Annotated in this window: 26 protein-coding genes; 16 read left to right on the top strand and 10 right to left on the bottom strand. The window is 68.8% G+C overall.

Annotation, left to right across the window (positions count from 1 at the left end; genetic code table 11):
- Nucleotides 1–78: 78 nt before the first annotated feature.
- From AB0F43_RS18230 to AB0F43_RS18215, 4 genes are all read right to left on the bottom strand, one after another.
- Nucleotides 79–384 carry a hypothetical protein gene (locus AB0F43_RS18230; RefSeq protein WP_360477505.1) on the bottom strand — a complete coding sequence of 102 codons (306 nt, stop codon included), beginning with the start codon at nt 382–384 and terminating at the stop codon, nt 79–81.
- Nucleotides 385–460: 76 nt separating this feature from the next.
- A complete protein-coding gene (locus tag AB0F43_RS18225; RefSeq protein WP_360477502.1) occupies nt 461–616 on the bottom strand; it encodes a DUF6131 family protein in 156 nt (51 codons plus the stop codon).
- A 99-nt stretch (nt 617–715) separates the two neighbouring features.
- Nucleotides 716–1,975 carry an MFS transporter gene (locus AB0F43_RS18220; protein ID WP_360477499.1) on the bottom strand — a complete coding sequence of 420 codons (1,260 nt, stop codon included), beginning with the start codon at nt 1,973–1,975 and terminating at the stop codon, nt 716–718.
- Complete coding sequence (locus AB0F43_RS18215; protein ID WP_360477496.1) at nt 1,954–2,121, bottom strand: hypothetical protein; 168 nt, start codon at nt 2,119–2,121, stop codon at nt 1,954–1,956. Before AB0F43_RS18215 ends, AB0F43_RS18220 begins: the two co-directional genes overlap by 22 nt.
- A 165-nt stretch (nt 2,122–2,286) precedes the next feature.
- Between AB0F43_RS18215 and AB0F43_RS18210 the strand changes: the two genes are divergently transcribed.
- Genes AB0F43_RS18210 through AB0F43_RS18200 form a run of 3 tightly spaced genes read left to right on the top strand, consistent with a single transcriptional unit; the run spans nt 2,287 to nt 4,607 of the window.
- Complete coding sequence (locus AB0F43_RS18210) at nt 2,287–2,649, top strand: YciI family protein (protein WP_360477493.1); 363 nt, start codon at nt 2,287–2,289, stop codon at nt 2,647–2,649.
- Nucleotides 2,646–3,905 (top strand): DUF6596 domain-containing protein, encoded by a 1,260-nt coding sequence (locus tag AB0F43_RS18205; protein ID WP_360477490.1) that lies wholly within the window; start codon nt 2,646–2,648, stop codon nt 3,903–3,905. The genes AB0F43_RS18210 and AB0F43_RS18205 overlap by 4 nt, the downstream gene beginning before the upstream one ends.
- Nucleotides 3,906–3,941: 36 nt before the next feature.
- Entirely contained in the window at nt 3,942–4,607 is a 666-nt protein-coding gene (locus AB0F43_RS18200; RefSeq protein WP_360477487.1) for a hypothetical protein, read from the top strand.
- A 54-nt stretch (nt 4,608–4,661) separates the two neighbouring features.
- Here AB0F43_RS18200 and AB0F43_RS18195 read toward each other — a convergent pair whose 3' ends face one another.
- The 4 genes from AB0F43_RS18195 to AB0F43_RS18180 form a co-directional block, all read right to left on the bottom strand.
- On the bottom strand, nt 4,662–5,213 hold the full coding sequence (locus tag AB0F43_RS18195) for a DUF4240 domain-containing protein (RefSeq protein WP_360477484.1): 552 nt from the start codon (nt 5,211–5,213) through the stop codon (nt 4,662–4,664).
- A 37-nt stretch (nt 5,214–5,250) separates the two neighbouring features.
- On the bottom strand, nt 5,251–6,195 hold the full coding sequence (locus AB0F43_RS18190) for an aldo/keto reductase (protein WP_360477481.1): 945 nt from the start codon (nt 6,193–6,195) through the stop codon (nt 5,251–5,253).
- A gap of 118 nt (nt 6,196–6,313) precedes the next feature.
- Nucleotides 6,314–6,877, bottom strand: a complete 564-nt coding sequence (locus AB0F43_RS18185; protein ID WP_360477478.1) for a dihydrofolate reductase family protein — start codon at nt 6,875–6,877, stop codon at nt 6,314–6,316.
- A gap of 11 nt (nt 6,878–6,888) precedes the next feature.
- A complete protein-coding gene (locus tag AB0F43_RS18180) occupies nt 6,889–7,692 on the bottom strand; it encodes an alpha/beta hydrolase (protein WP_360477475.1) in 804 nt (267 codons plus the stop codon).
- Nucleotides 7,693–7,761: 69 nt separating this feature from the next.
- Between AB0F43_RS18180 and AB0F43_RS18175 the strand changes: the two genes are divergently transcribed.
- The gene (locus tag AB0F43_RS18175; protein ID WP_360477473.1) at nt 7,762–8,478 is read left to right on the top strand and encodes a TetR/AcrR family transcriptional regulator; all 717 of its coding nucleotides are present in this window, start codon (nt 7,762–7,764) and stop codon (nt 8,476–8,478) included.
- A gap of 4 nt (nt 8,479–8,482) precedes the next feature.
- Here AB0F43_RS18175 and AB0F43_RS18170 read toward each other — a convergent pair whose 3' ends face one another.
- On the bottom strand, nt 8,483–9,475 hold the full coding sequence (locus tag AB0F43_RS18170) for a LacI family DNA-binding transcriptional regulator (RefSeq protein WP_360478797.1): 993 nt from the start codon (nt 9,473–9,475) through the stop codon (nt 8,483–8,485).
- Between the two features lie 571 nt (nt 9,476–10,046).
- On the opposite strand from AB0F43_RS18170, the gene AB0F43_RS18165 reads away from it, so the two are divergent.
- The 11 genes from AB0F43_RS18165 to AB0F43_RS18115 all read left to right on the top strand — a co-directional run bounded on the left by AB0F43_RS18165 (nt 10,047) and on the right by AB0F43_RS18115 (nt 22,131).
- Nucleotides 10,047–11,552, top strand: a complete 1,506-nt coding sequence (locus tag AB0F43_RS18165; RefSeq protein ID WP_360477470.1) for a sugar ABC transporter ATP-binding protein — start codon at nt 10,047–10,049, stop codon at nt 11,550–11,552.
- A 118-nt stretch (nt 11,553–11,670) separates the two neighbouring features.
- Nucleotides 11,671–12,690: an ABC transporter permease gene (locus tag AB0F43_RS18160; protein WP_360477467.1), complete on the top strand. Its 1,020-nt coding sequence runs from the start codon at nt 11,671–11,673 to the stop codon at nt 12,688–12,690.
- Nucleotides 12,680–13,657, top strand: coding sequence for an ABC transporter permease (locus AB0F43_RS18155; RefSeq protein WP_360477464.1), 978 nt, complete (start codon nt 12,680–12,682; stop codon nt 13,655–13,657). Before AB0F43_RS18160 ends, AB0F43_RS18155 begins: the two co-directional genes overlap by 11 nt.
- A 12-nt stretch (nt 13,658–13,669) precedes the next feature.
- Complete coding sequence (gene rhaS, locus AB0F43_RS18150) at nt 13,670–14,743, top strand: rhamnose ABC transporter substrate-binding protein (protein WP_360477461.1); 1,074 nt, start codon at nt 13,670–13,672, stop codon at nt 14,741–14,743.
- A 10-nt stretch (nt 14,744–14,753) separates the two neighbouring features.
- The gene (locus AB0F43_RS18145; protein WP_360477459.1) at nt 14,754–15,086 is read left to right on the top strand and encodes an L-rhamnose mutarotase; all 333 of its coding nucleotides are present in this window, start codon (nt 14,754–14,756) and stop codon (nt 15,084–15,086) included.
- A gap of 15 nt (nt 15,087–15,101) precedes the next feature.
- Complete coding sequence (gene rhaI, locus AB0F43_RS18140) at nt 15,102–16,265, top strand: L-rhamnose isomerase (protein ID WP_360477457.1); 1,164 nt, start codon at nt 15,102–15,104, stop codon at nt 16,263–16,265.
- 6 nt (nt 16,266–16,271) lie between these two features.
- Nucleotides 16,272–18,305, top strand: a complete 2,034-nt coding sequence (locus AB0F43_RS18135) for a bifunctional aldolase/short-chain dehydrogenase (RefSeq protein ID WP_360477454.1) — start codon at nt 16,272–16,274, stop codon at nt 18,303–18,305.
- A gap of 10 nt (nt 18,306–18,315) precedes the next feature.
- Complete coding sequence (locus tag AB0F43_RS18130) at nt 18,316–19,758, top strand: L-fucose/L-arabinose isomerase family protein (protein WP_360477451.1); 1,443 nt, start codon at nt 18,316–18,318, stop codon at nt 19,756–19,758.
- Nucleotides 19,755–21,179: a rhamnulokinase family protein gene (locus AB0F43_RS18125; protein ID WP_360477448.1), complete on the top strand. Its 1,425-nt coding sequence runs from the start codon at nt 19,755–19,757 to the stop codon at nt 21,177–21,179. The genes AB0F43_RS18130 and AB0F43_RS18125 overlap by 4 nt, the downstream gene beginning before the upstream one ends.
- A gap of 5 nt (nt 21,180–21,184) precedes the next feature.
- Nucleotides 21,185–21,427 carry a LuxR C-terminal-related transcriptional regulator gene (locus AB0F43_RS18120; RefSeq protein ID WP_360477445.1) on the top strand — a complete coding sequence of 81 codons (243 nt, stop codon included), beginning with the start codon at nt 21,185–21,187 and terminating at the stop codon, nt 21,425–21,427.
- Between the two features lie 83 nt (nt 21,428–21,510).
- Nucleotides 21,511–22,131, top strand: a complete 621-nt coding sequence (locus AB0F43_RS18115) for a hypothetical protein (RefSeq protein WP_360477442.1) — start codon at nt 21,511–21,513, stop codon at nt 22,129–22,131.
- Nucleotides 22,132–22,236: 105 nt separating this feature from the next.
- Here AB0F43_RS18115 and ilvA read toward each other — a convergent pair whose 3' ends face one another.
- Nucleotides 22,237–23,529: a threonine ammonia-lyase IlvA gene (gene ilvA, locus AB0F43_RS18110; RefSeq protein WP_360477439.1), complete on the bottom strand. Its 1,293-nt coding sequence runs from the start codon at nt 23,527–23,529 to the stop codon at nt 22,237–22,239.
- A gap of 231 nt (nt 23,530–23,760) precedes the next feature.
- On the opposite strand from ilvA, the gene AB0F43_RS18105 reads away from it, so the two are divergent.
- Nucleotides 23,761–24,627: an HIRAN domain-containing protein gene (locus AB0F43_RS18105; RefSeq protein ID WP_360477436.1), complete on the top strand. Its 867-nt coding sequence runs from the start codon at nt 23,761–23,763 to the stop codon at nt 24,625–24,627.
- The last annotated feature ends 59 nt before the right edge of the window (nt 24,628–24,686 follow it).

Below are 24,686 nucleotides of genomic sequence, written 5' to 3'. Positions count from 1 at the left end.
CGCATCAAGCGTGCCGCGTGACTCTGTGCGCGGTTCGAGTACGTCGGACGCCGTACGGTGCTCGGGCGGTGCACAAGGTCAGGCGCTGATGAGCGTGCCGCGGAGCTCCACCCGGTCGCCGACGACGGCGGCGATCCGCGCCGCGACGACCTCGGCGCGGGCATCGTCGGCCACGTCGATCAGGACGAGGCCGGAGACCTGGTGATCAGTCGGGACGAACGGACCCGCGGTGACCGTCTGTGCGTCGTCGCGGATCCGCACGATCCGGCCCTGGCTGGGGACCTGGAGCTCTTCGGCGCTGACGATCTCGCCGGCCAGCTCGGCCTTGACCTCGGGTATCCGGCGGGCGGCATCCGCGCCGTAGATCATCACGACGTACTTCATGGGCTCACCGTAACGCCGGGCACGGACAGAACCCTGTGGGTGCGGGGCACCCACAGGGTTCTGACGTTCCGGCGAATCAGTACCAGTGCCGTCGTCCGCCGACGGCGCGGCCGGTGGACCCGAGCAGGAACAGCACGGCCCCGACGACCAGCAAGATGACGCCGATCGTCCACAGGATCCCAATGTCCAGCACGAGGCCCAGGACCAACAGGATCAGTCCGAGGATGAGCATGAAGCCTCCTTCTCAAGAAACCGCCGGGCGGAGTGGCGGCCAACACCGAAACCGGTGCCCACCCCGGCACCGAACGCAAACCTCCAACAACCGTTTGACCTACGGAGCGGTGACTGCTTGCAACCGCCGTTCTACCGAGTGCTTGCGGCTGAGGAGGAGACCGCAGCCCGCGATACCGACGGCGATGCACGCCCACACAGCCCAAAACGCGATCCGGTAGCCGTGAGTCAGCGCGGTCGGCGTGGAGCCCGACGTACTGGACGCCGCGACAGCGGAGAGTGCTGCGATGCCTACTGCGCCACCGATCTGGAAGCTGGCGTTCTGCAGGCCGGACGCGACACCGGAGTCCTCACCGGCTACGTCACTGAGCGAGGCGATCGACCCTGCCACGGTTCCGGCGCCCAGTCCGGCGCCGAAGATCGCCAGACCCCAGAAGGCGAACTCGAAGTACCCGGAGTGCACAGTCAACTGGGTCATCAGGGTCGCGCCGACGCCGGCCACCAGCAGCGAGGCGAAGGCGACCCGGCGGGGTCCGACCCGGGTGACGAGGTGCTGGCCGATGATCGACGCGACGACCGCCGCTGCCGCGAGTACGGCGGACATGAGGCCGTAGCGGACCGCGGACACGCCAAGCGCCAGTTGGGCGTACTGCGTGTACACGTAGTTCAGCCCGAACACCGCAAGTCCCCAGCCGATCGTGATGAGGTTGCCACCGACCAGAGCCCGCGAACGGAAGATCCGCAGCGGTACGAGCGGTGCAGCCGACCTCTGCTCCACCAGCACGAACAGCCCGAACAGCAGGCCCGACAACAGCAACAGGGCGATCGTCCGCGCCGCAGACGACTCCGGCGCCTCGACGACGGCGTACACGAGCACAATGAGCGCAGCGGTCACCGTGACCGCCCCGGCGACGTCGAACCCGCGCCGACCGGACTCACGGCTGTCCAGCAGCATCACGGGTGCCAGTACGGCGACCAGCACGCACACCGGCACGTTGATGAAGAAGATCCACTGCCAGCCCAGTCCGTCGGTCACAGGCCCTCCGATCAGCGATCCCGCCGTACCGCCGACCCCACTGGTGGCTCCCCAGATGCCCAACGCCTTGTTGCGGTCAGCGCCGTCCGGGAACGTCGTCATCACGATCGACAACGCACTGGGCAGCAGTACTGCGGCAGACGCGCCCTGCAGGCCACGGGCGAGCACCAGTGCGTCGCCACTCCAAGCGAGCCCGCACAGGAGTGAGGACGCGGCGAACAGCAGCAGACCGGTGATGAAGACCCGCCGCCTGCCGAGCAGGTCCGAGATACGCCCACCCAGCAGGAGCAATCCGCCGAACATCAGCGCGTACCCGCTGGGCACCCACTGCACACCACCGGTCGAGAAGAGGTCAGCTCACGTTCGATCGACGGGACCGCGACCAGCACGATCGACGCGTCCAGAATGATCATGAACCCGGACAGGCACAGCAACGCCAGTGCCCACCAGCGCTTGGTCTCCGTCACCATGTGACATCTCCAGTACGACGGGACACCCCGACTGGGCATCCACTCGGCGGAGACGTCGGCGCGGTCCGGACCACCTCGACATTTCTGTCGAAAGTCGCCCGTTGAGTACGACGTACCGGGTGAGAGGGGGTCACAGCGGCCTCCCTGAGCGACAGGATGGTGCCTGTGAAGTACGTGCTGCTGATCTACAGCAACCCGGAGAGCTGGGCGAGCCTGTCCGCCGAGCAACGCGATGGCCTGTCCCGGGCCCACGAGGACCTGACTCGTGAACTGAGCGAGCAGGGCCTCCTGGTCAGCGCCGCCGGTCTGGCCGACCCCATCACCAGCCGGACCGTCTCGGTGCGCGACGACACCACCACGACCACCGACGGACCGTACGCTGAGGCCAAGGAGCACCTGGCCGGGTTCTACCTGGTCGAGTGCGATGACATCGACCAGGCGATCGGCTACGCGGCCCGGATGCCGGACGCGAAGTACGTCGCCGTGGAGGTACGGCCGGTGATGGACACGTCCGGGCTGGAGATGTGAGCCACACAGCCGGCCGGGCTGAGCCTGCCGAGTTCGAACTGCTGCTGCGCGAGCAGGCGCCGCAGGTGCTCAGTGCGCTGGTCCGGCACTACGGGCACTTCGACCTGGCCGAGGAAGCGGTCCAGGAGGCGCTGCTCGCGGCCGCCCAGCAGTGGCCCGAGGAAGGGGTGCCGGACAACCCGCGCGGCTGGCTGATCCGGGTCGGGTCGCGCCGGCTGACCGATCTGCTCCGCAGCGAGTCGGCCCGGCGCCGGCGCGAGGAGAACGCCGCCCACCTTGCCGCCCCCGAGGAGTTCGTTGCCGCAGGCCCCGATATCGATGACCCGGGCGGGCGCGACGACACGCTGACCTTGCTGTTCCTGTGCTGCCACCCGGCGTTGTCCCCGGCCTCGCAGATCGCGCTGACCCTGCGGGCGGTCGGCGGTCTCACCACCGCGCAGATCGCGGCCGCCTTCCTGGTGCCGGAGGCAACGATGGCGCAGCGCATCAGCCGGGCGAAACGCAGTATCAAGCAGGCGGGCAGCACGTTCGAGCTGCCGCCCGAGGCCGAGCGTGACGAGCGGATGGGCGCCGTACTGCATGTCCTCTACCTGATCTTCAACGAGGGCTACACCGCCTCGTCCGGTACGTCGTTGCACAGCGCGGAGCTCACCACCGAGGCGATCCGGCTGGTGCGTGCCGTGCGCCGGCTTCTACCCGACGATGGTGAGGTGGCCGGGCTGCTGGCGCTGATGCTGCTGACGGATGCGCGGCGGCCAGCTCGTACCGCGCCCGACGGCGCACTGGTCCCGCTGGCGGAGCAGGACCGGTCGCAATGGAATAAGGAAGCCATCGTCGAGGGCGAAGCACTGGTGACAGATGCGCTGTCGCGCACGCAGCTCGGGCCCTACCAGGTCCAAGCCGCGATCGCTGCGGTACATGACACCGCTGAGCGTGCTGAGGACACCGACTGGCGGCAGATCGTCGCGCTGTACGACGTGCTCGAGCACATGGTCGACAACCCGATGGTGAAGCTCAACCACGCCGTCGCGGTGGCTATGGCGGCCGGTCCGAAGGAGGGACTCGCCGTACTCGAGCCACTCGAGTCCGACGACCGCCTGGCCGGTCACCACCGCCTGGAGGCCGTGCGGGCCCACCTGCTGGAGATGTCGGGTGACGTCGCTGGTGCGCGGGAGAGCTACCTGCTGGCGGCTCGCCGTACGACGAGTGTGCCTGAACGCAACTACCTTCAGTCGAAGGCGGACCGGCTGGACTGACTCGCGGTGCACCCCGGGTTGTGTCAAGTTGGACGTGTGGATCTCACCAGGGCCTCACTCCTCCGGGAGATGCTGACCGGTACTGAGCTCGGCAGCCGGACGACGGAGTTCGCGCACTCGCTGCGCAGGTTCACCACCCGGACCGGCGGCCTGCTGCTGTTCGGCCCGGCCGACGACGAGCCGTGGCACCTGACCGCACACCTGGACGACGAGCTCCACCGGGCCGGGATCGAGAACATCCGGCCGTCACTGGTCCGCTGGTCGCCGCCACCGGATGCACCGCCACACCTCTCGATCGGGTTGGACCGGCTGCGTGACGCGGGGCGCGGCGAGTCATTGCTGGTGGTGGCCGAGGAGGACCCGGCGGACACGCTGCTGGAGCGCATCGACGACGTACGGCGGCGGGGTACGACGATCTTCAGCATCGGCAACGGCGACCAGGAGCTGGCGTCCCTCAGCCACGAGTCGCTGGTGCCGGAGCTGCTGGTGCCGGACGGGTTCGGCTGGACCAGCCGGCGGATCGAGCTCGAGTACGACGAACCGCAGGCCGCCGCGACCGACGTGGAGCCGCGCACCACCGAGGGCTTCGAGATGGCCCAGCACCTGGTCAGCCTGGCCGCGGCCGACGAGGACGCGGGGGAGCCCACCTGGCGCCGCCGCCTCCGCGCCGCCATCGAACGCCTCGGCGGCGAACCGGCCTAACCAGTCACGCCGGGTCTGACCGCCGTACCGGCCCAGCTGTCCAGGCGATCCGACCTAGCTGTCCAGGTACAGCGCGGCCAGCCGCGGCAGGTGTGCCTGCAGGTCGTCTTCGTCGTCGAAGTCGATCTCCTCTCCGGTCGGCAGATCCGGCGTGTCCGGCGCCTCGGCCTCCACTGCCTTCCAGTACGCAACCTCGTCGCCGGTCACGTTCTTGTACGCGTGACTGCCCACGTGCAGCAGCCCCTCACCGTCGAACCCCTCGAAGCCTTCCGGCCGGTCCTCGTCGACCACGTCGGCCAGTGAGTCCGGGTCGGCCAGCGCCGCCTCCCAGACCTCTCGACCCTGCGCGATCAACCAGCCCCGGAACGAGTCGAACCCATCCTCCGAAGCCCCCGAGTTGATCAGGTACGCCGCCGCCCACAGGTCCCACCGGTACGACTCGACCTGCAACCGCGCGAATTCGACCCCGAACCCCGCGATCTCCTCGGCCCTCAGCCCACCCAGCAGCTTGGTCAGCGCGTCCGCAACCCCGTCCGGATCCGCCACGGTGTCATCCACCCCACCGCGCGCATCCTCGACCAATCCCCAGAACCCATCCCTATCCACCCGTACAGCGTCCCCCGCTGTGGCCGGACCTGTCGAGTCACCAGACCTCGTCTAGTTGGGTGCGCTGGTTGGGGGTCAGTTCGAGGTGGGCGCCGTTGAGGGCGGTGGTGAGGTAGGTGGGGTTGCTGATGCCGATGATGGGAGTGATGGCGGGGGTGCCTTGGGCCAGCCAGGCGATGACTACTTCGGAGCGGGTGACGTTCAGGGTGGTGGCGATATCGGTGAGGGCTTCGAGGCGGCGGGTGGTGCCGGGGTGGTCGAAGGCTTGGGGGATGGGGCGGTCGGGGCGGGACTCGTACGCGCCGGACATGAGGGGGCTGTAGGCGAAGAGTTGCTGGGCCGGATTGTTCGTGGCGTAGTCGAGGACCTCGTCGGTGATCCAGCCGAAGCGGTGGTCGTGGGCGTGGTCGCGGACGAACGGGCGTGGTTGCAGGTAGGAGTAGCGCAGTTGCAGGGCGGTCGGTCCCATCACGCCCTGCGCGATCGCCAGGTTGTGCATCCGTTCGGCACGCCAGAGTGCGTAGTTCGAGAGACCGATCCGGCCAATGGTGCCGGCCGCCGCGTGCTTGCCGAACGCGGCCACGGTCTCTTCCAGTGGTGTCGAGCGATCGTCGCGGTGGGCCCAGTAGAGGTCGATGTGGTCGACACCGAGCCGCCGCAGCGACGTCTCCAGCGCGGTATCGATAGCAGTGGCGCTGAGCCCTTCCGAGTGCTCCGGGTAGCTTCCGGGCCAGAGCGGTTCACAGCCGACCTTGGTCGCCAGCTTCACCCGGTCCCGCACGCCCGGCCGGCGCGCCAACCACCGGCCGAGCAACTCCTCACTCTGTCCGCCGTGCCCGCTCGGGTGCTGCCAGAACGCGTAGCAGTTCGCCGTGTCGATCCACTCCCCACCGGCATCGACGTACGCGTCCAGCAACGCGAACGACTCCTTCTCGCCGATCCGAGTCCCGTACTCCATGGCGCCCAGCGCGATGTTCAGCATGCCGGCAATCCAACCTGCTAGAGCACCCTCTAGGTCAAGGCGCGGTTAGCATCGGACGGGTGGAGCTGATCGAACTGCGATCCGCTCGCCTGACGGAGCTCGCCGATGCGCTTCCCAACTAGCGGTTGCGCTGGAAGTCGGTGATCAGGACTCCTTCGCCGACCGTCAGCGACTGGGTCAGCCGCCAGGTCGTCTTGTCGGGGGTCTCGCCGAACAGCTTCCGGCCGGTGCCGAGGATGACCGGGAAGATCATCAGGTGGATCTCGTCGACCAGGTCCGCGGCGATCAACTCCTGGGCGAGCTGGATGCTGCCCGGCACCTGGATCTCACCGGCCACCTCCTTCTTCAGCCTCGCCACCTCTTCGCGTACGTCGCCGGCCAGCACCCGCGTGTTGTTCCACGAAGGGTCTTTCAGCGTGCTGGAGACGACGTACTTCGGCATGCCGTTGTACTTGTCGGCCAGCTCACCCTCGTAGTTCGGCCAGGCGGACGCGAAACCCTCGTAGGTCTTGCGCCCGATCAGCAACGCCTCGGCGCGGAAGGCCTCGTCCTCCTTGTACTTCTCGCCGTCCGCACCGCGGTCGAACTCGAAGCTCCAGTTCTGGTACTTGAAGTCCTCCCCGCCAGGCGCCTGTACGACGCCGTCCAGCGAGCTGAACGTGGTCACCACGATCTTTCCCATGGCGGATCTCCTCAGAGCTCGTGCGCGAACTGGCGCAGGACGGGAGCGAGGACGGGCGGCTCGACGTTGTGGTTCTCGCCGGGCACCGGCAGCAGCCGCGCCGTCGCCAGCAGCTCGGCGACCGCCGCGGGTCCGGTCTTCAGGTACGGCGGGGTGTTGTCACCGTGCATCACCAGGACCGGTACGTCGACCGCGGCCCAGCGCTCGGCGGGCAGCGGGTTGCCCGACATGGTCGTGCCCATGATCCGGCCGTCGTACGCGATGGTCCCGGCGATCTCCTCGACCGCGGACCAGATCGGCGTCCCCCGGACCGCGTCGACGAACTCGGCCGGCATGTTGGCCCCCGCGGTCATGAACAGCTCGACCGCGTCGCCGGGCCGTCCGGCCTCGACACTCGCCTCGAGCCGCTCGACGTAGTCGGCCGGCAGCGGCGGACGTCCGTCGTCGACCACGACCGGCGGCTCGAACAGCGCCAGCGCGGTGATCGGCAGCCCGGCGGCCGCCGCGTCCAGAGCCAGCAGGCCGCCGGACGACCAGCCGAACACGATGGCCGGCTGACCGGCGTCCTCGATCAGCGCGGCGAGGTCCTCGATCTCGCGCTGGATCGCGTACGGCTTGGTGTCGGTGCTCTCGCCCCGGCCGCGCCGGTCGTAGGCGTAGACCCGGAACTCGTCGCTCAGCAGCTTCGCGACCTCGGCGTTCGACGGGTTCACGGCCCGGTGCCCGGTGGCGCCGTCGATCATGATCAGCGGCCGGCCCTCCCCGATGGCTTCGAAGGCGATCGTCGTACCGTCGGCGGATTTCACAGTGCTCATCGGAGCCCTCCCTAGGTGTCCCTCGGAACTAGACCGTACAGTACTCAGGTCAGAACTGGACTGTCTAGTATGATTCTGGAATTCGCAGAGGAGGACTTCGTGGACCAACGCCGACGGGCCGCCGGCTGGCAGCCGGAGCAGGCCGTCACCATCGAGGGCGAGGGCCGGACGCCTCGCAAGCGCCGGGCGATCCTGGCCGCGGCGACCGAGGTGTTCCTGCAGCACGGGTACCTGGGCGCGAGCATGGACGAGGTCGCCGCCAGGGCAGGGGTGTCCAAACAGACCGTCTACAAGCAGTTCGAGAACAAGGAGCGCCTGTTCACCGAGATCGTCCTCGGCACCAGCGACCAGCTGCTCGAAGGATTGACCAAGGCGTACGCCGAGACCCTCGACGGAGCCACCGACGCACGAGAAGCCCTGGGGAACCTGGCGCGCTACTTCCTCGACAGCCTCACCAACAGCAGCGTGCTGCAGCTCCGCCGGCTCGTCATCGCCGAGGCCGATCGCTTCCCTGAGGTCTGCGGGGCCTGGTTCAACAGCGGCTTCGAGCGATCACTGGAGGCGCTCGGTCAAGCGCTGACCACACTGACCGACCGCGGCCTGCTCCGCGAGCTCCCGGACCCGACTCTCGCGGCGTACCAATTCGCCGGCCTGGTCATGTACAAACCCATGAACCGAGCCATGTTCGCCGGCACCGAGGCCCGCCCACCCGTCGACGAGTTCGACCAACTGGCCACCCAAGCGACCGAGGTCTTCCTCGCCGCCTATGGCCGAGACCGTGCCTGACGGCCTAGAGGGTGCCGCGGGTTGAGGTGCGGACGACCAGCTCGGGGGTGAAGGTGACGCGTTGGTGTTCGTGGTCCGGGTTGGAGGACTCGTCCAGGAGGAGCTCGGCGGCGGTGCGGCCGAGGAGTTGGCGGGGCTGGCGGACAGAAGTCAGGGGTACGGCGGCCGCGGCGGCGAACTCGATGTCGTCGTAGCCGACGATGGCCAGGTCCTCCGGGACGCGGAGGCCGAGGCTGACGCACTGTTGCAGCAGGCCCAGGGCCAGCAGGTCGTTGGCGCAGAAGGCGGCGGTCGGGCGGCGGGTCGCCGGGAGTCCAGCAAGTCGTTGCCCTGCGCCCCTACCTTCGGCGACGGTGAGGGCGCCGGTGGTGAGCTCGATCAGGTTTTCCGCGGGTTTGCCGGCCTTCCGCAGTGCCCGGCGGGCGCCGTCGCGGCGGTCGATGACCTGGCCGATCGTGTTCGGCCCGCCGACGTACGCGATCCGGTCGTGGCCGAGCTCGAGCAGGTGGGCGATGGCGAGTTCGCCGCCGAGGATGTCGTTGACCGCGACCGAGCAGTGCTCGCCGTCGTCGATGGCTCGGTCCACCACGACGACCGGCGTACCGCGGGCGGGGAGTTTGCGCAGGCGGGACGAGTTCTGGTCGATCGGGGTGATCAGCACGCCTTGCACCCGTTGCTGTTCGAGCAGGTCGAGGTAGTCGGCCTCGCGGTCGGCGTCCTCGTTGCTGTTGCACAGGAACACCGACAGGCCGGCCGCGCGGGCCGCGTCCTCGACACCCTTCGCGACGTCGGTGAAGAACGGGTTGCCGGCGTCGAGCATCAGGTACGCGAGGATGCGGCTGCTCCCGGCCCGGAGCTGGCGGGCTGACTCGTTCCGGACGAAGCCGAGCGACGCCATCGCCGCCTCCACCTTCGCCCGCGTCACCGGACTGACCACCTCGGGCCGGTTCAGCACATTCGACACAGTCCCCAAAGACACCCCGGCCGCGGCCGCCACCGCTTTCACCCCGGCGGCATGCCGCCGAGCTTTGCGGCGCCTGGTGCCGGGCTCCCGAGCGGCCTTCCGGCCGCCGCGACCGTCGGCCGAGGTGCCGGAAGACGAGCCCGTGGAGGTGGACGACGCCGAGCCGGACGACCGGGAGCCTGCTGTGCCGGATGCGCCCGAGCGAGCCGAGGCTGAGCGGGAGGAGCCTGCGGCGGCCGCGCCGGCCGAGCCCGAGCGAGATGTGGTCGAGCGGGAGGGAGTGGCGGTGGAGGGGGGCGTGGTGCGGCCTGAGCGGGACGATTTTGCGGCGGTGGGGGCCGGTCCCGGCGTGGTGGAGGCGGGGTCCGGCGCGCTGTCTGCTGGCATGCGCGGCCTCCCGGCGTCAAGGCCCTGGGGTGGGCCGGCGTTTGAAACGTCTTAGCGGCCAGAGCGTACCTGTTTTCCATCGGTTTCCAGCAGTATCCGTCCGAGATCGGCCTCCAAACGCGAACCACCTCTTGACGCCCCCACCAGCCCGCCCTTACGTTCGTGCAATCTTCTTGAAACCTTTCAGCAACTCAGCCGCCCCGAGTTGGAGGTGACCATGTCCGACGGCACGCCGGTGCTGCGCGTCCGCGCGGTGTCGAAATCGTTCGGCGCGGTTGCCGCCGTCCGGGAGGTCTCCTTCGACCTGTACGGCGGTGAGGCGCACGCCCTGGTCGGCGAGAACGGCGCCGGGAAGTCCACCATCGTGAAGATGCTGGCCGGTGTGCACCGCCCGGACTCCGGCACGATCGAGCTGAACGGCGTACCGGCGGAGCTGCACACCCCGGCGGACGCGAAGGCGGCCGGGATCGCGGTCATCTACCAGGAGCCGACGCTGTTCCCGGACCTGACCGTGGCGGAGAACATCGCGATGGGCCGCCAGCCTCTGGGTCGTTTCAACACCATCGACCGGGCCGCGATGGTCCGGCAGGCGGCGCAGCTGTTCACTCGGCTCGGCGTGTCGATCGACCCGAACCGGCCGGCCCGCGGCCTGTCGATCGCCGACCAGCAACTGGTCGAGATTGCCAAGGCCCTGTCCGCGGACGCCCGGGTGGTGGTGATGGACGAGCCGACCGCCGCGCTCACCGGGGTCGAGGTCGAGCGACTGTTTGCGGTCGCCCGGTCACTGCGTGACGACGGCGCCGCGCTGATGTTCATCTCGCACCGGTTCGAGGAGATCACCGCGCTGTGCGAGCGGGTCACGATCATGCGCGACGGCCGGCACGTCTCCACCGATCTGATCGCCGACATCACCGTCGACGAGATGGTCCGCAAGATGGTCGGCCGCGACCTCGGCGCGTTGTTCCCCAAACAGGACGTCACCCCCGGCGCGGTAGCCCTCCAGGTCCGCGACCTCTCCCGTGACCCCGTGTACAAAGACGTCACGTTCGATGTACGCGCCGGGGAGATCGTCGCGCTGGCCGGTCTGGTCGGGTCGGGGCGGTCCGAGGTCGTGCAGTCGATCTTCGGGGTCGATCCGCGCGACTCCGGCACGGTCGAGGTGGCCGGGAGGACCCTCAGGCCGGGCTCGCCGAAGCAGGCCATGGCCGCCGGTGTGGCGCTGGTTCCGGAGGACCGTCGCCAGCAGGGACTGGTGATGGAGCTGTCGATCGAGCGCAACGTGACCCTGCCCAGGTCGCGGTCGCTGTCCCAGCTCGGCTTCCTCACCGGCAGCCGCGAACGCCGCTCGGCGCAGGAATGGACCGAGCGGCTGAAGACCAAGTACGGAAGGCTCTCCGACGAGGTCGGCACGCTGTCCGGGGGCAACCAGCAGAAGGTCGTGCTGGCCAAATGGCTGGCCACCAAGCCGACCGTGCTGATCGTCGACGAGCCGACCCGCGGGATCGACGTCGGTACCAAGGCCGAGGTACACCGGCTGATGTCCAGCCTGGCCGCCGAGGGCGTCGCCGTACTGATGGTCTCGTCGGAGCTCCCGGAGGTGCTTGGGATGGCGGATCGCGTGCTGGTGATGCGTGAGGGCCGGCTGGTGGCCGAGCTCGATCGCAGCGAGGCCACCGAGGAGTCGGTGATGTTCGCCGCGACCGGTCAGGAGGCCGTACTGTGACGGTGCTTTTGGCCGGACCTTCGGCGCCGGCGTGGTCATGGGGCCTTGCCTCCCGTCCTTCCCTCGTCGCTCCAGTCGCTTCGCTCCCTGCTCTCCTCAGTCCAGGACGGGAGGCCCCATGACCGCCGTCGACCTGCCTGCGCCGCGCCGGTCGTCGCTGGACGTCGTACTGAGGGCCAGAGAGCTCGGCATCGTGCTCGCGCTGGCCCTGCTGGTCGCCGTCACCGCGATCTCGAATCCGCGGTTCCTGTCCGGTCAGAGCATCCGCGACATTCTGCTGAACACCGCGATCCTGGCCGTTCTGGCGGTCGGCCAGGCCGTGGTGGTGATCACCCGCAACATCGACCTCTCGGTCGGTTCGGTGCTGGGCCTCAGCGCGTTCACGGTCGGCACCCTGCTGCAGAACAACCCAGGCGTCCCGGTCGTCGTGGCGCTGGTGACAGGTGCCGCGGTCGGAGCGGTCTGCGGCGGACTCAACGGCGTCCTCGTCCGCTACGGCAACGTCCCCGCGCTCGTGGTCACGCTCGGCACGCTGTACGTCTACCGCGGTGTCACCTACTTCTGGGCCGGCGGCCAGCAGATCAACGCCGACGAACTCCCGGCCGGCTTCCTCGACTTCGGCAACGCCACCCTGATCGGCGTCCCGTACCTCGTCCTGATCGCACTGCTGGTCCTGGTGATCACCGGCGTCGTACTGCGGAACTACCGGGTCGGACGTGAGTTGTACGCGATGGGATCGAGTCCCCAGGCGGCGCGCTTGGCCGGTATCACGGTCGGCCGTCGTACCGTCGGCGCGTTCGTCGTCAGCGGTGGGCTGGCCGGGCTCGCGGGCGTGTTGTTCGCGGCACGGTTCGGCACCATCGACGCGGCGGCGGGTACCGGCTACGAGCTCAACGTGGTCGCGGCCGTCGTCGTCGGCGGGGTCGCGGTCTTCGGCGGTAGCGGGACGGTCTGGGGTGCCGCGCTCGGTGCGTTGCTGCTGACAACGATCGGCAGCGCGCTCGCCGTACTGGAGATCAATCAGTTCTGGCAGCAGGCGATCGTCGGCGGACTGATCCTGCTCGCGATCGGCGCGGATCGCCTGGTCGCGGCCCGGGTCGCGGCCGGCCTGAAGAAGCGAGGCTCCCATGTCAGCTGAGCTGACCGTCACCCGGGGAGCCCGGCTGGCCAACTGGAACGTGGCGATCATCGCCATCACCGTGCTCGTCCTGATCGTGGCCGCCGCGACCGTCGACAGCTTCGGTACGTCGAGGAACTTCGGCTTCCTCGTCCTCGACCTGCTCCCGATCGCACTCGTCGCCCTGCCGATGACCCTGGTGATCGTGACCGGCGAGATCGACCTGTCGGTGGCGAGCACGCTCGGTCTGTCCAGCGCGGTGATGGGCTACCTGTGGAACGCGAACCAGCCGATCGAGACGATCATCCCGCTCTGCCTGCTGCTCGGCGCCGTGCTCGGCGCGGTCAACGGCTTCTTCGTCACCGTCCTCGGGCTGCCGTCCCTGGCTGTCACCATCGGCACCCTGGCGCTCTACCGCGGCCTGGCGTTCGTCGTCCTCGGTGACAGCGCGGTCGCCGACTTCCCCGCCTTCTACACCGACTGGGTCACCGGCACCATCGGTGGTACGCCGATTCCGAACGTGCTGATCGTCATCGTGGTCCTGGCGGTCGTGTTCGGCGTGATCCTGCATGCGACGCCGATCGGCCGGGCCGTGTTCGCGGTCGGCGCGAGTGAGCAGGCCGCGCGGTTCGCCGGTATCCGGCCGGGCCGGCTGAAGTTCTGGCTGTACGTCGCCAGCGGTCTCGTCGCGGGGCTCGCCGGCGTGCTCTGGACGCTGCGCTACTCCAGCGCCCGAGCCGACAACGGCGCCGGACTCGAGTTGGCCGTGGTCGCCGCGGTCCTGCTCGGCGGCGTCTCCATCTTCGGCGGCAAGGGCGCACTGCCCGGTGTCATCGCCGGTGTCGTGCTGCTCGGCGCGCTGCAGAACGCGCTCCGCCTGTCCGACGTGTCCAACGAGGCGCTCAACGTCGTCACCGGCGTACTCCTCATCGTCTCCGTCCTCGCTCCGAACCTCGCCAGCACCGTGCTGCAACGGCGCCGCACCTGAAAGGACACACCCATGTCTCAACGCAAATCCCTGCTGGCGGTGCTGGCCGTCGGAGCTCTGGCCCTGACGGCCTGCGGCGGCGGTACGACGAAGTCCGACACGGCGGCCGGGAACACCGCCGCCCCGGCCACTACGGCGGCCAAGGCCGATCCGAACGCCCCGCTCAAGGAGGGCCTGAAGATCGCCTACCTGCCGAAGCAGCTGAACAACCCGTACACCGACGTGGAGGTCGGCGGCGGCAAGGTCGCGGTCGGCGAGATCAAGGGTGAGTACAAGCTGGTCGGCCCGAACGACGCCAGCGCGTCCTCGCAGGTCAGCTACATCAACACGCTGATCCAGCAGCAGCAGGACGTGATCGTGGTCGCGGCGAACGACCCGAACGCGGTCTGTCCGTCGCTGAACCAGGCCCGCAAGGCCGGGATCAAGGTGGTCACCTTCGACTCCGACGCGTCGAAGGCCTGCCGGGACGCGTTCATCAACCAGGCCACCACCCAGGGCATCGGCGAGAGCCTGGTGAAGATGGCCAGCGAGCTGGCCGGCGGCGCCGGTGAGATCGCGATCCTGTCCGCGACCCCGAACGCGACCAACCAGAACTCCTGGATCAAGGTCATGCAGACCGAGCTGGCCAAGCCGGAGAACGCGAAGCTGAAGCTGGTCAAGATCGCCTACGGCAACGACGACGACCAGAAGTCGTTCACCGAGGCGCAGGGCCTGCTGCAGTCGTACCCGAACCTCAAGGTGATCGTCTCCCCGACCACGGTCGGCATCGCGGCCGCCTCCCGCTACGTGAGCGCGTCCAGCTACAAGGGCAAGGTCGCGATCACCGGCCTCGGCCTGCCGAACCAGATGCGTCAGTACGTCAAGGACGGCACGGTCAAGAAGTTCGCGCTGTGGAACCCGGCCGACATCGGCTACCTGGCCGCGTACGCCGGTGCCGCGCTGAGCTCGGGCCAGATCACCGGCGCGGAGGGGGAGAAGTTCAAGGCCGGGAAGCTCGGTGAGTACACCGTCGGCGCCGACGGCGAGATCGTGCTCGGCCCGCCGACCGAGTTCACCGCGGCCAACATCGACCAGTTCAACTTCTGAGGGCCGTCCTGTGAATCGCTACTGCTTCTGTCTCCAGGTCAAACCCGACCGCCTGGAGGAGTACGTCGAACGCCACCGCAACGTCTGGCCGGAGATGCAGGCCGCGTTGCGCGACACCGGGTGGCACAACTACTCGCTCTTCCTCCGCGACGACGGCCTGCTGATCGGGTACGTCGAGGCCGAGGACCTGGAGGCGGCGCAGAAGGCGATGGCGGCGACCGAGGTGAACGCCCGCTGGCAGGCCGAGATGACCGAGTTCTTCACGGGGATCGATGGGCGGCCGCCGGACGAGTCGTTCCTGCTGCTGCCCGAGATCTTCCACCTGACTGCATTAGATTCCTGAAGGGGACTGAGAACCATGACGACCGATGCTGTGAAGGCCGCCCTGAGCCGTCAGGAGATCGAGCTGCCCTCGTGGGCGTTCGGGAACTCGGGCACCCGGTTCAAGGTGTTCAGCCAGCCCGGTGTGCCGCGCTCCCCGGAGGAGAAGATCGCCGACGCCGCCGTGGTGCACAAGTACACCGGCGCCGCCCCGAGCGTCGCGTTGCACATCCCCTGGGACAAGGTGGACGACTATGCGGCGCTGGCGGCGTACGCGAAGGAACATGGCGTCCGGCTCGGCGCGATCAACAGCAACGTCTTCCAGGACGACGACTACAAGCTCGGCAGTGTCACCAACCCCGACCCGCGGGTCCGGCGGAAGGCGACCGACCACCTGCTCGAGTGCGTCGACATCATGGACGCGACCGGGTCCCGCGACCTGAAGCTGTGGTTCTCCGACGGCACCAACTACCCGGGCCAGGACGACATCCAGGAGCGGCAGGATCGGCTGGCGACCGCGCTCAAGGAGGTGTACGACCGGCTCGGCGACGACCAGCGGATGCTGCTGGAGTACAAGCTGTTCGAGCCGGCCTTCTATACCATGGACGTGCCCGACTGGGGTACGTCGTACGCGCACTGCCTGGAACTGGGGCCGAAGGCAACGGTCTGCATCGACACCGGGCACCACGCGCCCGGCACCAACATCGAGTTCATCGTCGCCTTCCTGCTCCGGGCCAAGAAGCTGGGCGCGTTCGACTTCAACAGCCGGTTCTACGCCGACGACGACCTGATGGTCGGCTCGGCGGACCCGTTCCAGCTGTTCCGGATCATGAACGAGATCGTCCGCGGCGACGCGCTCGACCCGGACCGCGGGATCGCCTTCATGCTCGACCAGTGCCACAACATCGAGGTGAAGATCCCGGCCATCATCCGCTCGGTGATGAACGTCCAGGAAGCGACCGCGAAGGCCCTGCTGGTCGACCGGGACGCGCTGCGGAAGGCCCAGCAGGAGGGCGACGTCCTGGCCGCCAACGCCGCGCTGATGGATGCCTACAACACCGATGTCCGTCCGCTGCTCGCCGAGCTGCGCGAGTCGCAGGGCCTGGACCCGGACCCGGTCGCCGCGTACCAGCGCAGCGGGTACTACGAGCAGATCGTCAAGGACCGAGCCGACGGCCAGCAGGCCGGATGGGGAGCCTGAATCGTCATGACCGACACTGCAGCCGAACTCGTTGCACGCAGCAACAGACTGGGTGCCGATCCGCGGAACACCAACTACGCCGGCGGAAACACGTCGGCGAAGGGGACGGCGACCGACCCGGTCACCCAGCAGCCCGTCGACCTGGTCTGGGTGAAGGGGTCCGGCGGCGACCTCGGCACGCTGACGTCCGCAGGTCTCGCCGTACTGCGGCTGGACCGGCTGAACTCGCTGGTCGACGTGTACCCAGGCGTGGACCGTGAGGACGAGATGGTCGCCGCGTTCGACTACTGCCTGCACGGCAAGGGCGGCGCGGCGCCGTCGATCGACACCGCCATGCACGGTCTCGTCGACGCACCTCACGTCGACCACCTGCACCCGGACTCCGGAATCGCGCTGGCGACCGCGGCTGACGGCGAGAAGCTCACCGCCGAGTGCTTCGGCGACCGGGTGGTCTGGGTGCCGTGGCGGCGGCCCGGGTTCCAGCTCGGTCTCGACATCGCGGCCGTCAAGCGGGAGAACCCGCAGGCGATCGGCTGCATCCTCGGCGGTCACGGCATCACGGCGTGGGGCGACACCTCCGAGGAGTGCGAGGCCAACTCCCTCGACATCATCCGGACGGCGGAACGCTTCCTGGCCGAGCGTGGGAAGCCCGAGCCCTTCGGTGCGGTCGTGCCCGGCTTCGAGGCACTGTCTTCTCGCGAGCGCCGCGAGCGGGCGGCCGCCCTGGCCCCCGTCATTCGTGGACTCGCGTCGACGGACAAGCCGCAGGTGGGTCACTTCAACGACTCGGACGTCGTACTGGAGTTCACGTCGCGGGAGAAGCTGGCCGAGTTGGCCGCGCTGGGTACCTCGTGCCCCGACCACTTCCTGCGGACCAAGGTGCGGCCATTGGTGCTGGACCTGCCCGCGACCGCGCCCCTCGAGGAGGCGGTGACGCGGCTGCGGGAGCTGCATCTGCAGTACCGCGAGGACTACGCGGCGTACTACGACCGGCACGCGCAGCCGGACAGCCCGCCGATGCGTGGTGCGGACCCGGCGATCGTGCTCGTTCCGGGTGTCGGCATGTTCAGCTTCGGCAAGGACAAGCAGACCGCGCGAGTGGCCGGCGAGTTCTACGTGAACGCGATCAACGTGATGCGGGGCGCCGAGGCTGTCTCGACGTACGCGCCGATCGACGAGAGTGAGAAGTTCCGGATCGAGTACTGGGCGCTGGAAGAGGCCAAGCTGCAGCGGATGCCCAAGCCGAAGCCGCTCGCGACCCGGGTTGCCTTTGTCACCGGTGGCGGCTCGGGGATCGGTAAGGCGATCGCGCAGCGGCTGGCCGCCGAAGGCGCGTGTGTGGTCGTGGCCGACCTGGATCTGGCCGCGGCCGAGGCGGTGGCCAAGGAGATCGGCACCACGGACGTGGCCGTTGCCGTGGGCGCCGACGTGTCCTCGGCGGAAGCGGTCGAGGAGGCGTTGCGGCAGGCGGTGCTGGCCTTCGGTGGTGTCGATCTGATCGTCAACAACGCCGGACTGTCCATCTCCAAGTCGTTGCTGGAGACAACGGATAGGGACTGGGACCTGCAGCACAACGTGATGGCGAAGGGCTCGTTCCTGGTCTCCAGGGCGGCCGCGAAGGTGCTGATCGACCAGGCCATCGGCGGCGACATCATCTACATCTCCAGCAAGAACTCCGTCTTCGCCGGCCCGAACAACGTCGCGTACGGCGCGGCCAAGGCCGACCAGGCGCACCAGGTCCGGCTGCTCGCCGCCGAGCTCGGCGAGCACGGTATCCGCGTCAACGGTGTGAACCCGGACGGCGTCGTCCGCGGCTCCGGGATCTTCGCCAAGGGCTGGGGTGCGCAGCGCGCCGCGGTGTACGGCGTACCGGAGTCGGAGCTGGGTGCGTACTACGCCCAGCGCACGCTGCTGAAGCGGGAGGTGCTGCCGGAGCACGTGGCGGCGGCTGTCTTCGCGCTGACCGGTGGGGAGTTGACCCACACGACCGGTCTGCATGTTCCCGTCGATGCCGGCGTAGCCGCCGCGTTCCTGCGTTAGGAGGATTGGGATGACCGAGCTGGACGTTCGCCCGGGGCTGGAGCGGATCACGACACGCAAGACCAGGATCGGCCTGGTCGCCGGCGGTCTGGGTGCCTACTGGCCGCAGTTCCCTGACCTGCTGCCGCAGTTGCAGGCGTCCGCCCGGCGCGTGTCCGAGCGGTTCTCCCAGCTGGACTGTGAGGTCGTCGACGTCGGGTTCATCTCCGACGCGCAGGAGGGTGCCGCGGCGGCCGAGAAGCTGCGGCTGGCCGACTGCGACCTCATCGTCGGCTTCCTCACCACCTACATGACCGCGTCGATGCTGGTGCCGGTCGCGCAGCGCAGCGGCGCACCGGTGCTGCTGCTCAACCTGCAGCCGACCGAGTCGATGAACCACGCCACCTTCGACACCGGCGCCTGGCTCGCGTACTGCGGCGCCTGCCCGCTCCCGGAGATGGCGAACGCCTTCGAGCGCTGCGGGATCGACTTCCGGTCGGTCTCGGGCTACCTCGAGGACGAGCGGGCCTGGGCCCGGATCGACCGGTGGATCCGCGCGGCCGGCGTACGGGCGGCGTTCCGGCACGGACGGCACGGTCTGCTCGGGCATCTCTACCCCGGGATGATGGACGTGATCACCGACCCGACGCTGGTGTCGTCGCAGCTCGGTGGGCACGTGGAGATCCTGGAGATCGATGACCTTCGGGTGCGGGTGGAGAAGGTCACCGAGGCGGAGACCGCGGCCCGGATGGACCTGGCCCGGGAGATCTTCACGCTCGACGATTCCGTCGTCGAGGAGGACTTCCGCTGGGGTGCGACGGTGTCGGTCGCGCTCGACCGGCTGGTCGAGGACTTCTCGCTCGATTCCTTGGCGTACTACCACCGCGGCCTCGACGGGGAGATGCACGAGCGGGTCGCGGCGGGCATGATCCTCGGCGCTTCGTTGCTGACGGCAAGAGGTATTCCGGCGGCCGGTGAGTACGAGCTGCGCACCTCGCTGGCGATGCTGGTGATGGACCGGCTCGGCGCGGGTGGGTCGTTCACCGAGCTGCAGGCGCTGAACTTCCACGACAACGTGGTCGAGATGGGCCACGACGGACCGGCGCACCTCGCGATCAGCTCGGACAAGCCGCTGCTGCGCGGGCTCGGGGTGTACCACGGCAAGCGTGGCTGGGGTGTCTCGGTCGAGTTCGACGTGAAGCACGGCCCGGTGACCGCATGCGGGCTCGGTCAGCGCCGGGACGGCTCGTTCAACCTGATCGCGTCCGAGGGCACCGTCGTACCCGGACCGCTGCTGCAGATCGGGAACACCACGTCGCGGGTCGACTTCGGTTGCGACCCGGGCGAGTGGACCGACGCGTGGTCGGGTTCGGGCGTGGCACACCACTGGGCGCTCGGGACCGGTCACCGCGCCAAGGACCTCGCGGCGGTCGCGGACCTCCTCCACCTCGATCTCACCGTCGTCTCGCCATGAGGCGCGTCGCGGCGGTGGATCTGGGCGCGTCCAGTGGGCGCGTCATGCTCGGTTCCGTCGGTGACGGCACGCTGGAGCTGTCCGAGATCCACCGCTTCTGGAACGGCCCGGTCCGCCTCTGCGACACCCTCCACTGGGACGTCCTCCACCTCTACCACTCGATGCTCTCCGGCCTCGCCCAGGCAGGCCCGATCGACTCCATCGGCATCGACTCCTGGGCCGTCGACTACGGCCTCCTGGACACCTCCGGCCGCCTCCTCGGCAATCCCATCCACTACCGCGACTCCCGCACCGACGGCGTCATGGAGAAGGTGCTGGAGCGGGTGTCGGCCGCCGAGCTGTACGAGATCACCGGCCTCCAGCAGCTCCCGTTCAACACCATCTACCAACTCGCCGCCGAAGGACTGCTCGGGCAGGCCGAAACGCTGTTGATGATCCCGGATCTGCTTGGTTACTGGTTGACGGGCGAGGTCGGGGCCGAGCGGACGAATGCTTCCACCACGCAGTTGTACGACGTTCGCGCACAGGCCTGGAGTTCGGAGTTGGCGGAGCGCGTCGGTGTATCGATGAAGCTGCTGCCGGAGTTGCGGGATCCGGGCACGGTGCTCGGGACCGTGCTGCCCGACGCGACGGGGCTGGCCGCTGGTACGCCGGTGATCGCGGTCGGATCGCATGACACCGCTTCTTCGGTGGTCGCCGTACCGGCTGCTGATGAGCGGTTCGCGTACATCTCGTCCGGGACCTGGTCGCTGGTCGGGCTCGAGCTGGATTCGCCGGTGCTGACGGCCGAGGCCCGCGAGGCGAACTTCACCAACGAAGGCGGCGTCGACGGGCGGATCCGGTTCCTCAAGAACGTGATGGGGCTGTGGATCCTGCAGGAGTGCCAGCGGGTCTGGGGTGCCGACGATCTGCCCGCCCTCCTGCGTGAGGCGGCCGGCGCGCCGCCGTTCGCCGTACTGATCGATCCGGACGCGCCCGAGTTCCTTGCCCCAGGCAACATGCCGCAGAGGATCGGGGAGCACTGCCGGGCGAGCGGGCAGGAGCCGCCGCAGTCGCGGGCGGCCGCGGTTCGCTGTGTGCTGGAGAGTCTCGCGCTGGCTTACCGCCGGACGTTGCGGTCGGCGCAGACGATCGCGGACCGGCCGGTCGACGTCCTGCACGTCATCGGTGGCGGGTCGCAGAACGAACTGCTCTGCCAGTTGACCGCCGACGCCTGTGGACTGCCCGTGCTGGCGGGGCCGGTCGAGGCGTCCGCGCTGGGCAACATCCTCGTCCAGGCGCGTGCGCTGGGCGAACCACTGCCGGACCTGGGCGCGATGCGCGCGCTGGTCCGTGCCACCCATCGACTGCGGCGCTACGAGCCGCAGGGAAAACCGGCCGACTGGGACGCCGCCGAGTCCCGGGTGTTCGGAACAAGGTGATCCGCATGACCGTCCTCCCTCAGGAACTCCGCCCGCTCGCGCGCCGGGTGCCGCCGCGTGAGATCAGCCACGACGACCTGCAACTACTCCGGCTCCTCGCCACCGGTCTGCCGGTGGACTCCGTGGCCCGCCGGCTCGACCTGTCCGAGCGGACCGTCCGTCGCCGTACCCGGATGATCTGCGACCGCCTCGGTTTCGGCACCGCCATCGAAGCCATCGTCTGGGCCGCCCGGCGCGGCCTGGTGTAGCCGGTCCGGCTCCTCCTCGGCTCGACGTTAGCCGTCGGGACCTCCGGGTACTGGGGGTCCGAACGTCGAGCCGAGGAGGAGCGATGGACGGAATGACGATCCTGTGGATCGTCGTCGCACTGGCGGCCTTGGTGATCCTGGTGGCGTTGATCGCCGGGGCCACCCGTAAGTCGTCCAAGCGACGGGCCGAACGGGACCGGGAACAGGCGTACGAGCAGGAGCAGCAGGCCCGGACGTCGGCGGTCCGTGCGGAGAAGCAGGAAGCCGCGGCCGATGAGGTCGAGGCACGGGCCCGCAAGGCGCAGGCCATCGCCGACGAGAAGGCGGCCGAGGCGCGTCGGCTCGCGGCCGGAGCCACCGAACGGCGCGAGGCCGCCGAGCAGGCCCGGACCGAGTCCGAGGAGCACCGCACCCGGGCCCAGGAGTTGCACCCGGACCAGGCGACACCCCACGCGGCCACCTGGGGCAACGAGCAGTCAACCGACCAGGACGCGTCGACCCGGGATCGCGACAGGACAGACCTGGGCAGCGAGGACCGGCCGACGAGCCGGGATGGGCAGCCGATGGTGGGGGCGACCGACGAGCAAGCTACTGGTGAGCACTGGGCCGATGGGCAGCACCCGGATGACCCGCGCCGCCAGCCGTGGCCGGACCCGGCCAAGCCCGACCAGCGAGGCGACCACCCGAAACACTCGAAGCACTGACCCACCCAGACGCACTGATCCCGCCGGGAGCGCAACGGGGCTGTTGACGGCACCTGACCGGAAGCAGGTGGCCAGGCTCCCCCGGCGGGATCAGTGCGTCCGGACTCAGATCAGGTAGCGGAACTCCGGTGAGTTCGGGTGGATGCGCTCGATGTCGAGCGGCGCCGCGTCCATCCGGGACAACAGTCCCTCCAGATCGCCGGGCCGGCTGATCTCGATACCGACCAACGCCACACCGGTCTCGCGGTTGTTCCGCTTCACGTACTCGAACAGCGTGATGTCGTCGTCCGGCCCGAGCGCCTCGTCCAGGAACGTCCGCAGTGCGCCAGGCTCCTGCGGGAACGTCACCAGGAAGTAGTGCTTCAGCCCTTCGTGCACCAGCGAGCGTTCGAGGATCTCGCTATACCGGCTGACATCGTTGTTCCCGCCGGACAGCAGACAGACAACGGTCTCCCCGGGGCGTACATCGAGACCGTTGCCTAAGGCACCTGTCGACAAGGCGCCCGCGGGCTCGGCGATCAGGCCGTCGATCTGGTACAGCTCCAGCATCTCGCTGCACACCAGGCCTTCCGGCACCGCCAGCATCTCGACGCCCGCGTTCGCGACCAGCGGCAACGTCACGTCGCCCACTCGTCGTACCGCGGCGCCGTCCACGAAGCTGTCCAGATGCGGCAGCGTGACCGGCTCCCCGGCCTCCAGCGCCGCCGCCATACTCGCCGCGCCGGCCGGCTCCACCCCGACGATCCGTACGCCGGGATGCCGCTCGGCCAGCCAGCTCACGACACCGGCGATCAGCCCGCCGCCACCAACCGGCACGACCAGTACGTCGGGCGGGTGGCCGAGCTGGTCGACGAGCTCGACCGCGACAGTCCCTTGTCCCGCAACGGTTCTCGGGTCGTCGAACGCGGGCACCATCGTCGCACCGGTGGCCTCGACCTCCGCGATGGCCGCCGCCGCCGCGTCGTCGTACGTGTCACCGGTGACGATGACCTGGATCTGCTTGCCGCCGAGGGCCGCGATCCGGTCGCGCTTCTGGCGGGGCGTCGTCCGCGGGACGTAGACCTTGCCGTGCACGCCGAGGATGTGGCACGAGTAGGCGAGCCCCTGGCCGTGGTTGCCGGCACTGGCACAGACCACGCCGGCCGCCTTCTGCTCGTCGTCGAGCTGGGCGATCAGGTTGTAGGCGCCGCGGAGCTTGTAGGAACGGCCGATCTGCAGGTCTTCCCGCTTCAGCCAGATCTGGGCCCCAGTGCGTTCGGACAGCCGGAGGTTGCGTTTCAGCGGTGTACGCACAGCGACCCCGTCGAGTCGCTTGACCGCGTCCTCGACGGCTGCCGCGTCAACGGCCTTCTGGTCTGCGCCGGTCGTCGAACGAGCGACTGAACTACTGCTCTGCATGAGCTTCCTTCCCGTGCATTTGCACGATCTTCGCCGATTCGCTCGCTGCACAAGACAATCCGCGTCCACAGTACGGACGGGTGGCCACCTTTACGCAACAGACCCTTGTTTCAGGCGTGAAACGGCCCTTCACTGGGCAGTCTAGTTTTCATACGCTCACTCGGTGTAACGGCCAGGGTCCTGGACGGGATGAGCCGAGTAAAGCCGGTCACAGTGGACTGGAGGGCACGAATGGAACTGATTCCGTTCAGTCTGTGGGGAGACGCTTTGTGGTGTGGTCAGGAGGTCGTGCGGGAGGCCCCGCACGAGCAGGCGATCCGTAGCCTGTTCCCAGACCCCATCCCAGCGCGTGGCGCAGACTTGGACACCGTCGCGGACCTGGTCCCGGAACCGCACAACCGCTTCGATCCCCGCTCGATCGCCGTACGGGTGCAGGGGAAGGTTGTCGGCTACCTGCCGAGGGACGATGCGCACCGGTACCACCCGGTGCTGTCAGAACTGGTGGCACAAGGCCTGCAACCGCAGGTGCCGTGCCACCTGTGGGTGAGTGAATGGGAGCCGGCCGACTGGGATGGCAAGAGCGGCCAGGGGACGGCGTTCCACGCAAGTGTCGCGGTGGCCCTCGGGCAGCCGCACATGCTGGTCCCGGTGAACCTGCCCCCGCCAGGCAGCTATCACCTGTTGCCGCCCGGCAGCGGCATCGTCGTACCGGGCAGTGAGGTGCGTCCCGACGTACTGGCGCCGTTCTTCCGGGCGGAGGGCGAGTGCTGGGCGTACGCGACCATGCACGCGATCGAGGAGGAGGACGGGATCCAGGACCGGCACCGGATGGTGGTCGAGGTCAGAATCGACGACGAGCCGGTCGGGCGGCTGAGTCCGCGGCTGAGCGCCGAGTTCCTGCCGGCCATCCACTACCTGTCCGACATGCGTGCGGAGACCGCCGCCCGTGTCGCCGTCCGCGGCGACCGCACCGCATCGGAGGTGATCCTCTACGCGGCTCGGAGTCACGACCTGCCGGCGACCTGGCCGGACGGCCTGACCCGGTCCCCAGTCGCGTCCCCACAGTGGCACTACTGGGCTACGAAAGAGGCCAACTAGGCGGCTGCGCAGTACTCACCAGATCTTTTGGCGGGTACTGCGGAGCTACTTGAACTCAA

The sequence above is a fragment of the Kribbella sp. NPDC023972 genome (genome assembly GCF_040639075.1).
GTDB lineage: Bacteria > Actinomycetota > Actinomycetes > Propionibacteriales > Kribbellaceae > Kribbella.
This window is presented reverse-complemented; position numbering and strand designations above follow the sequence as displayed.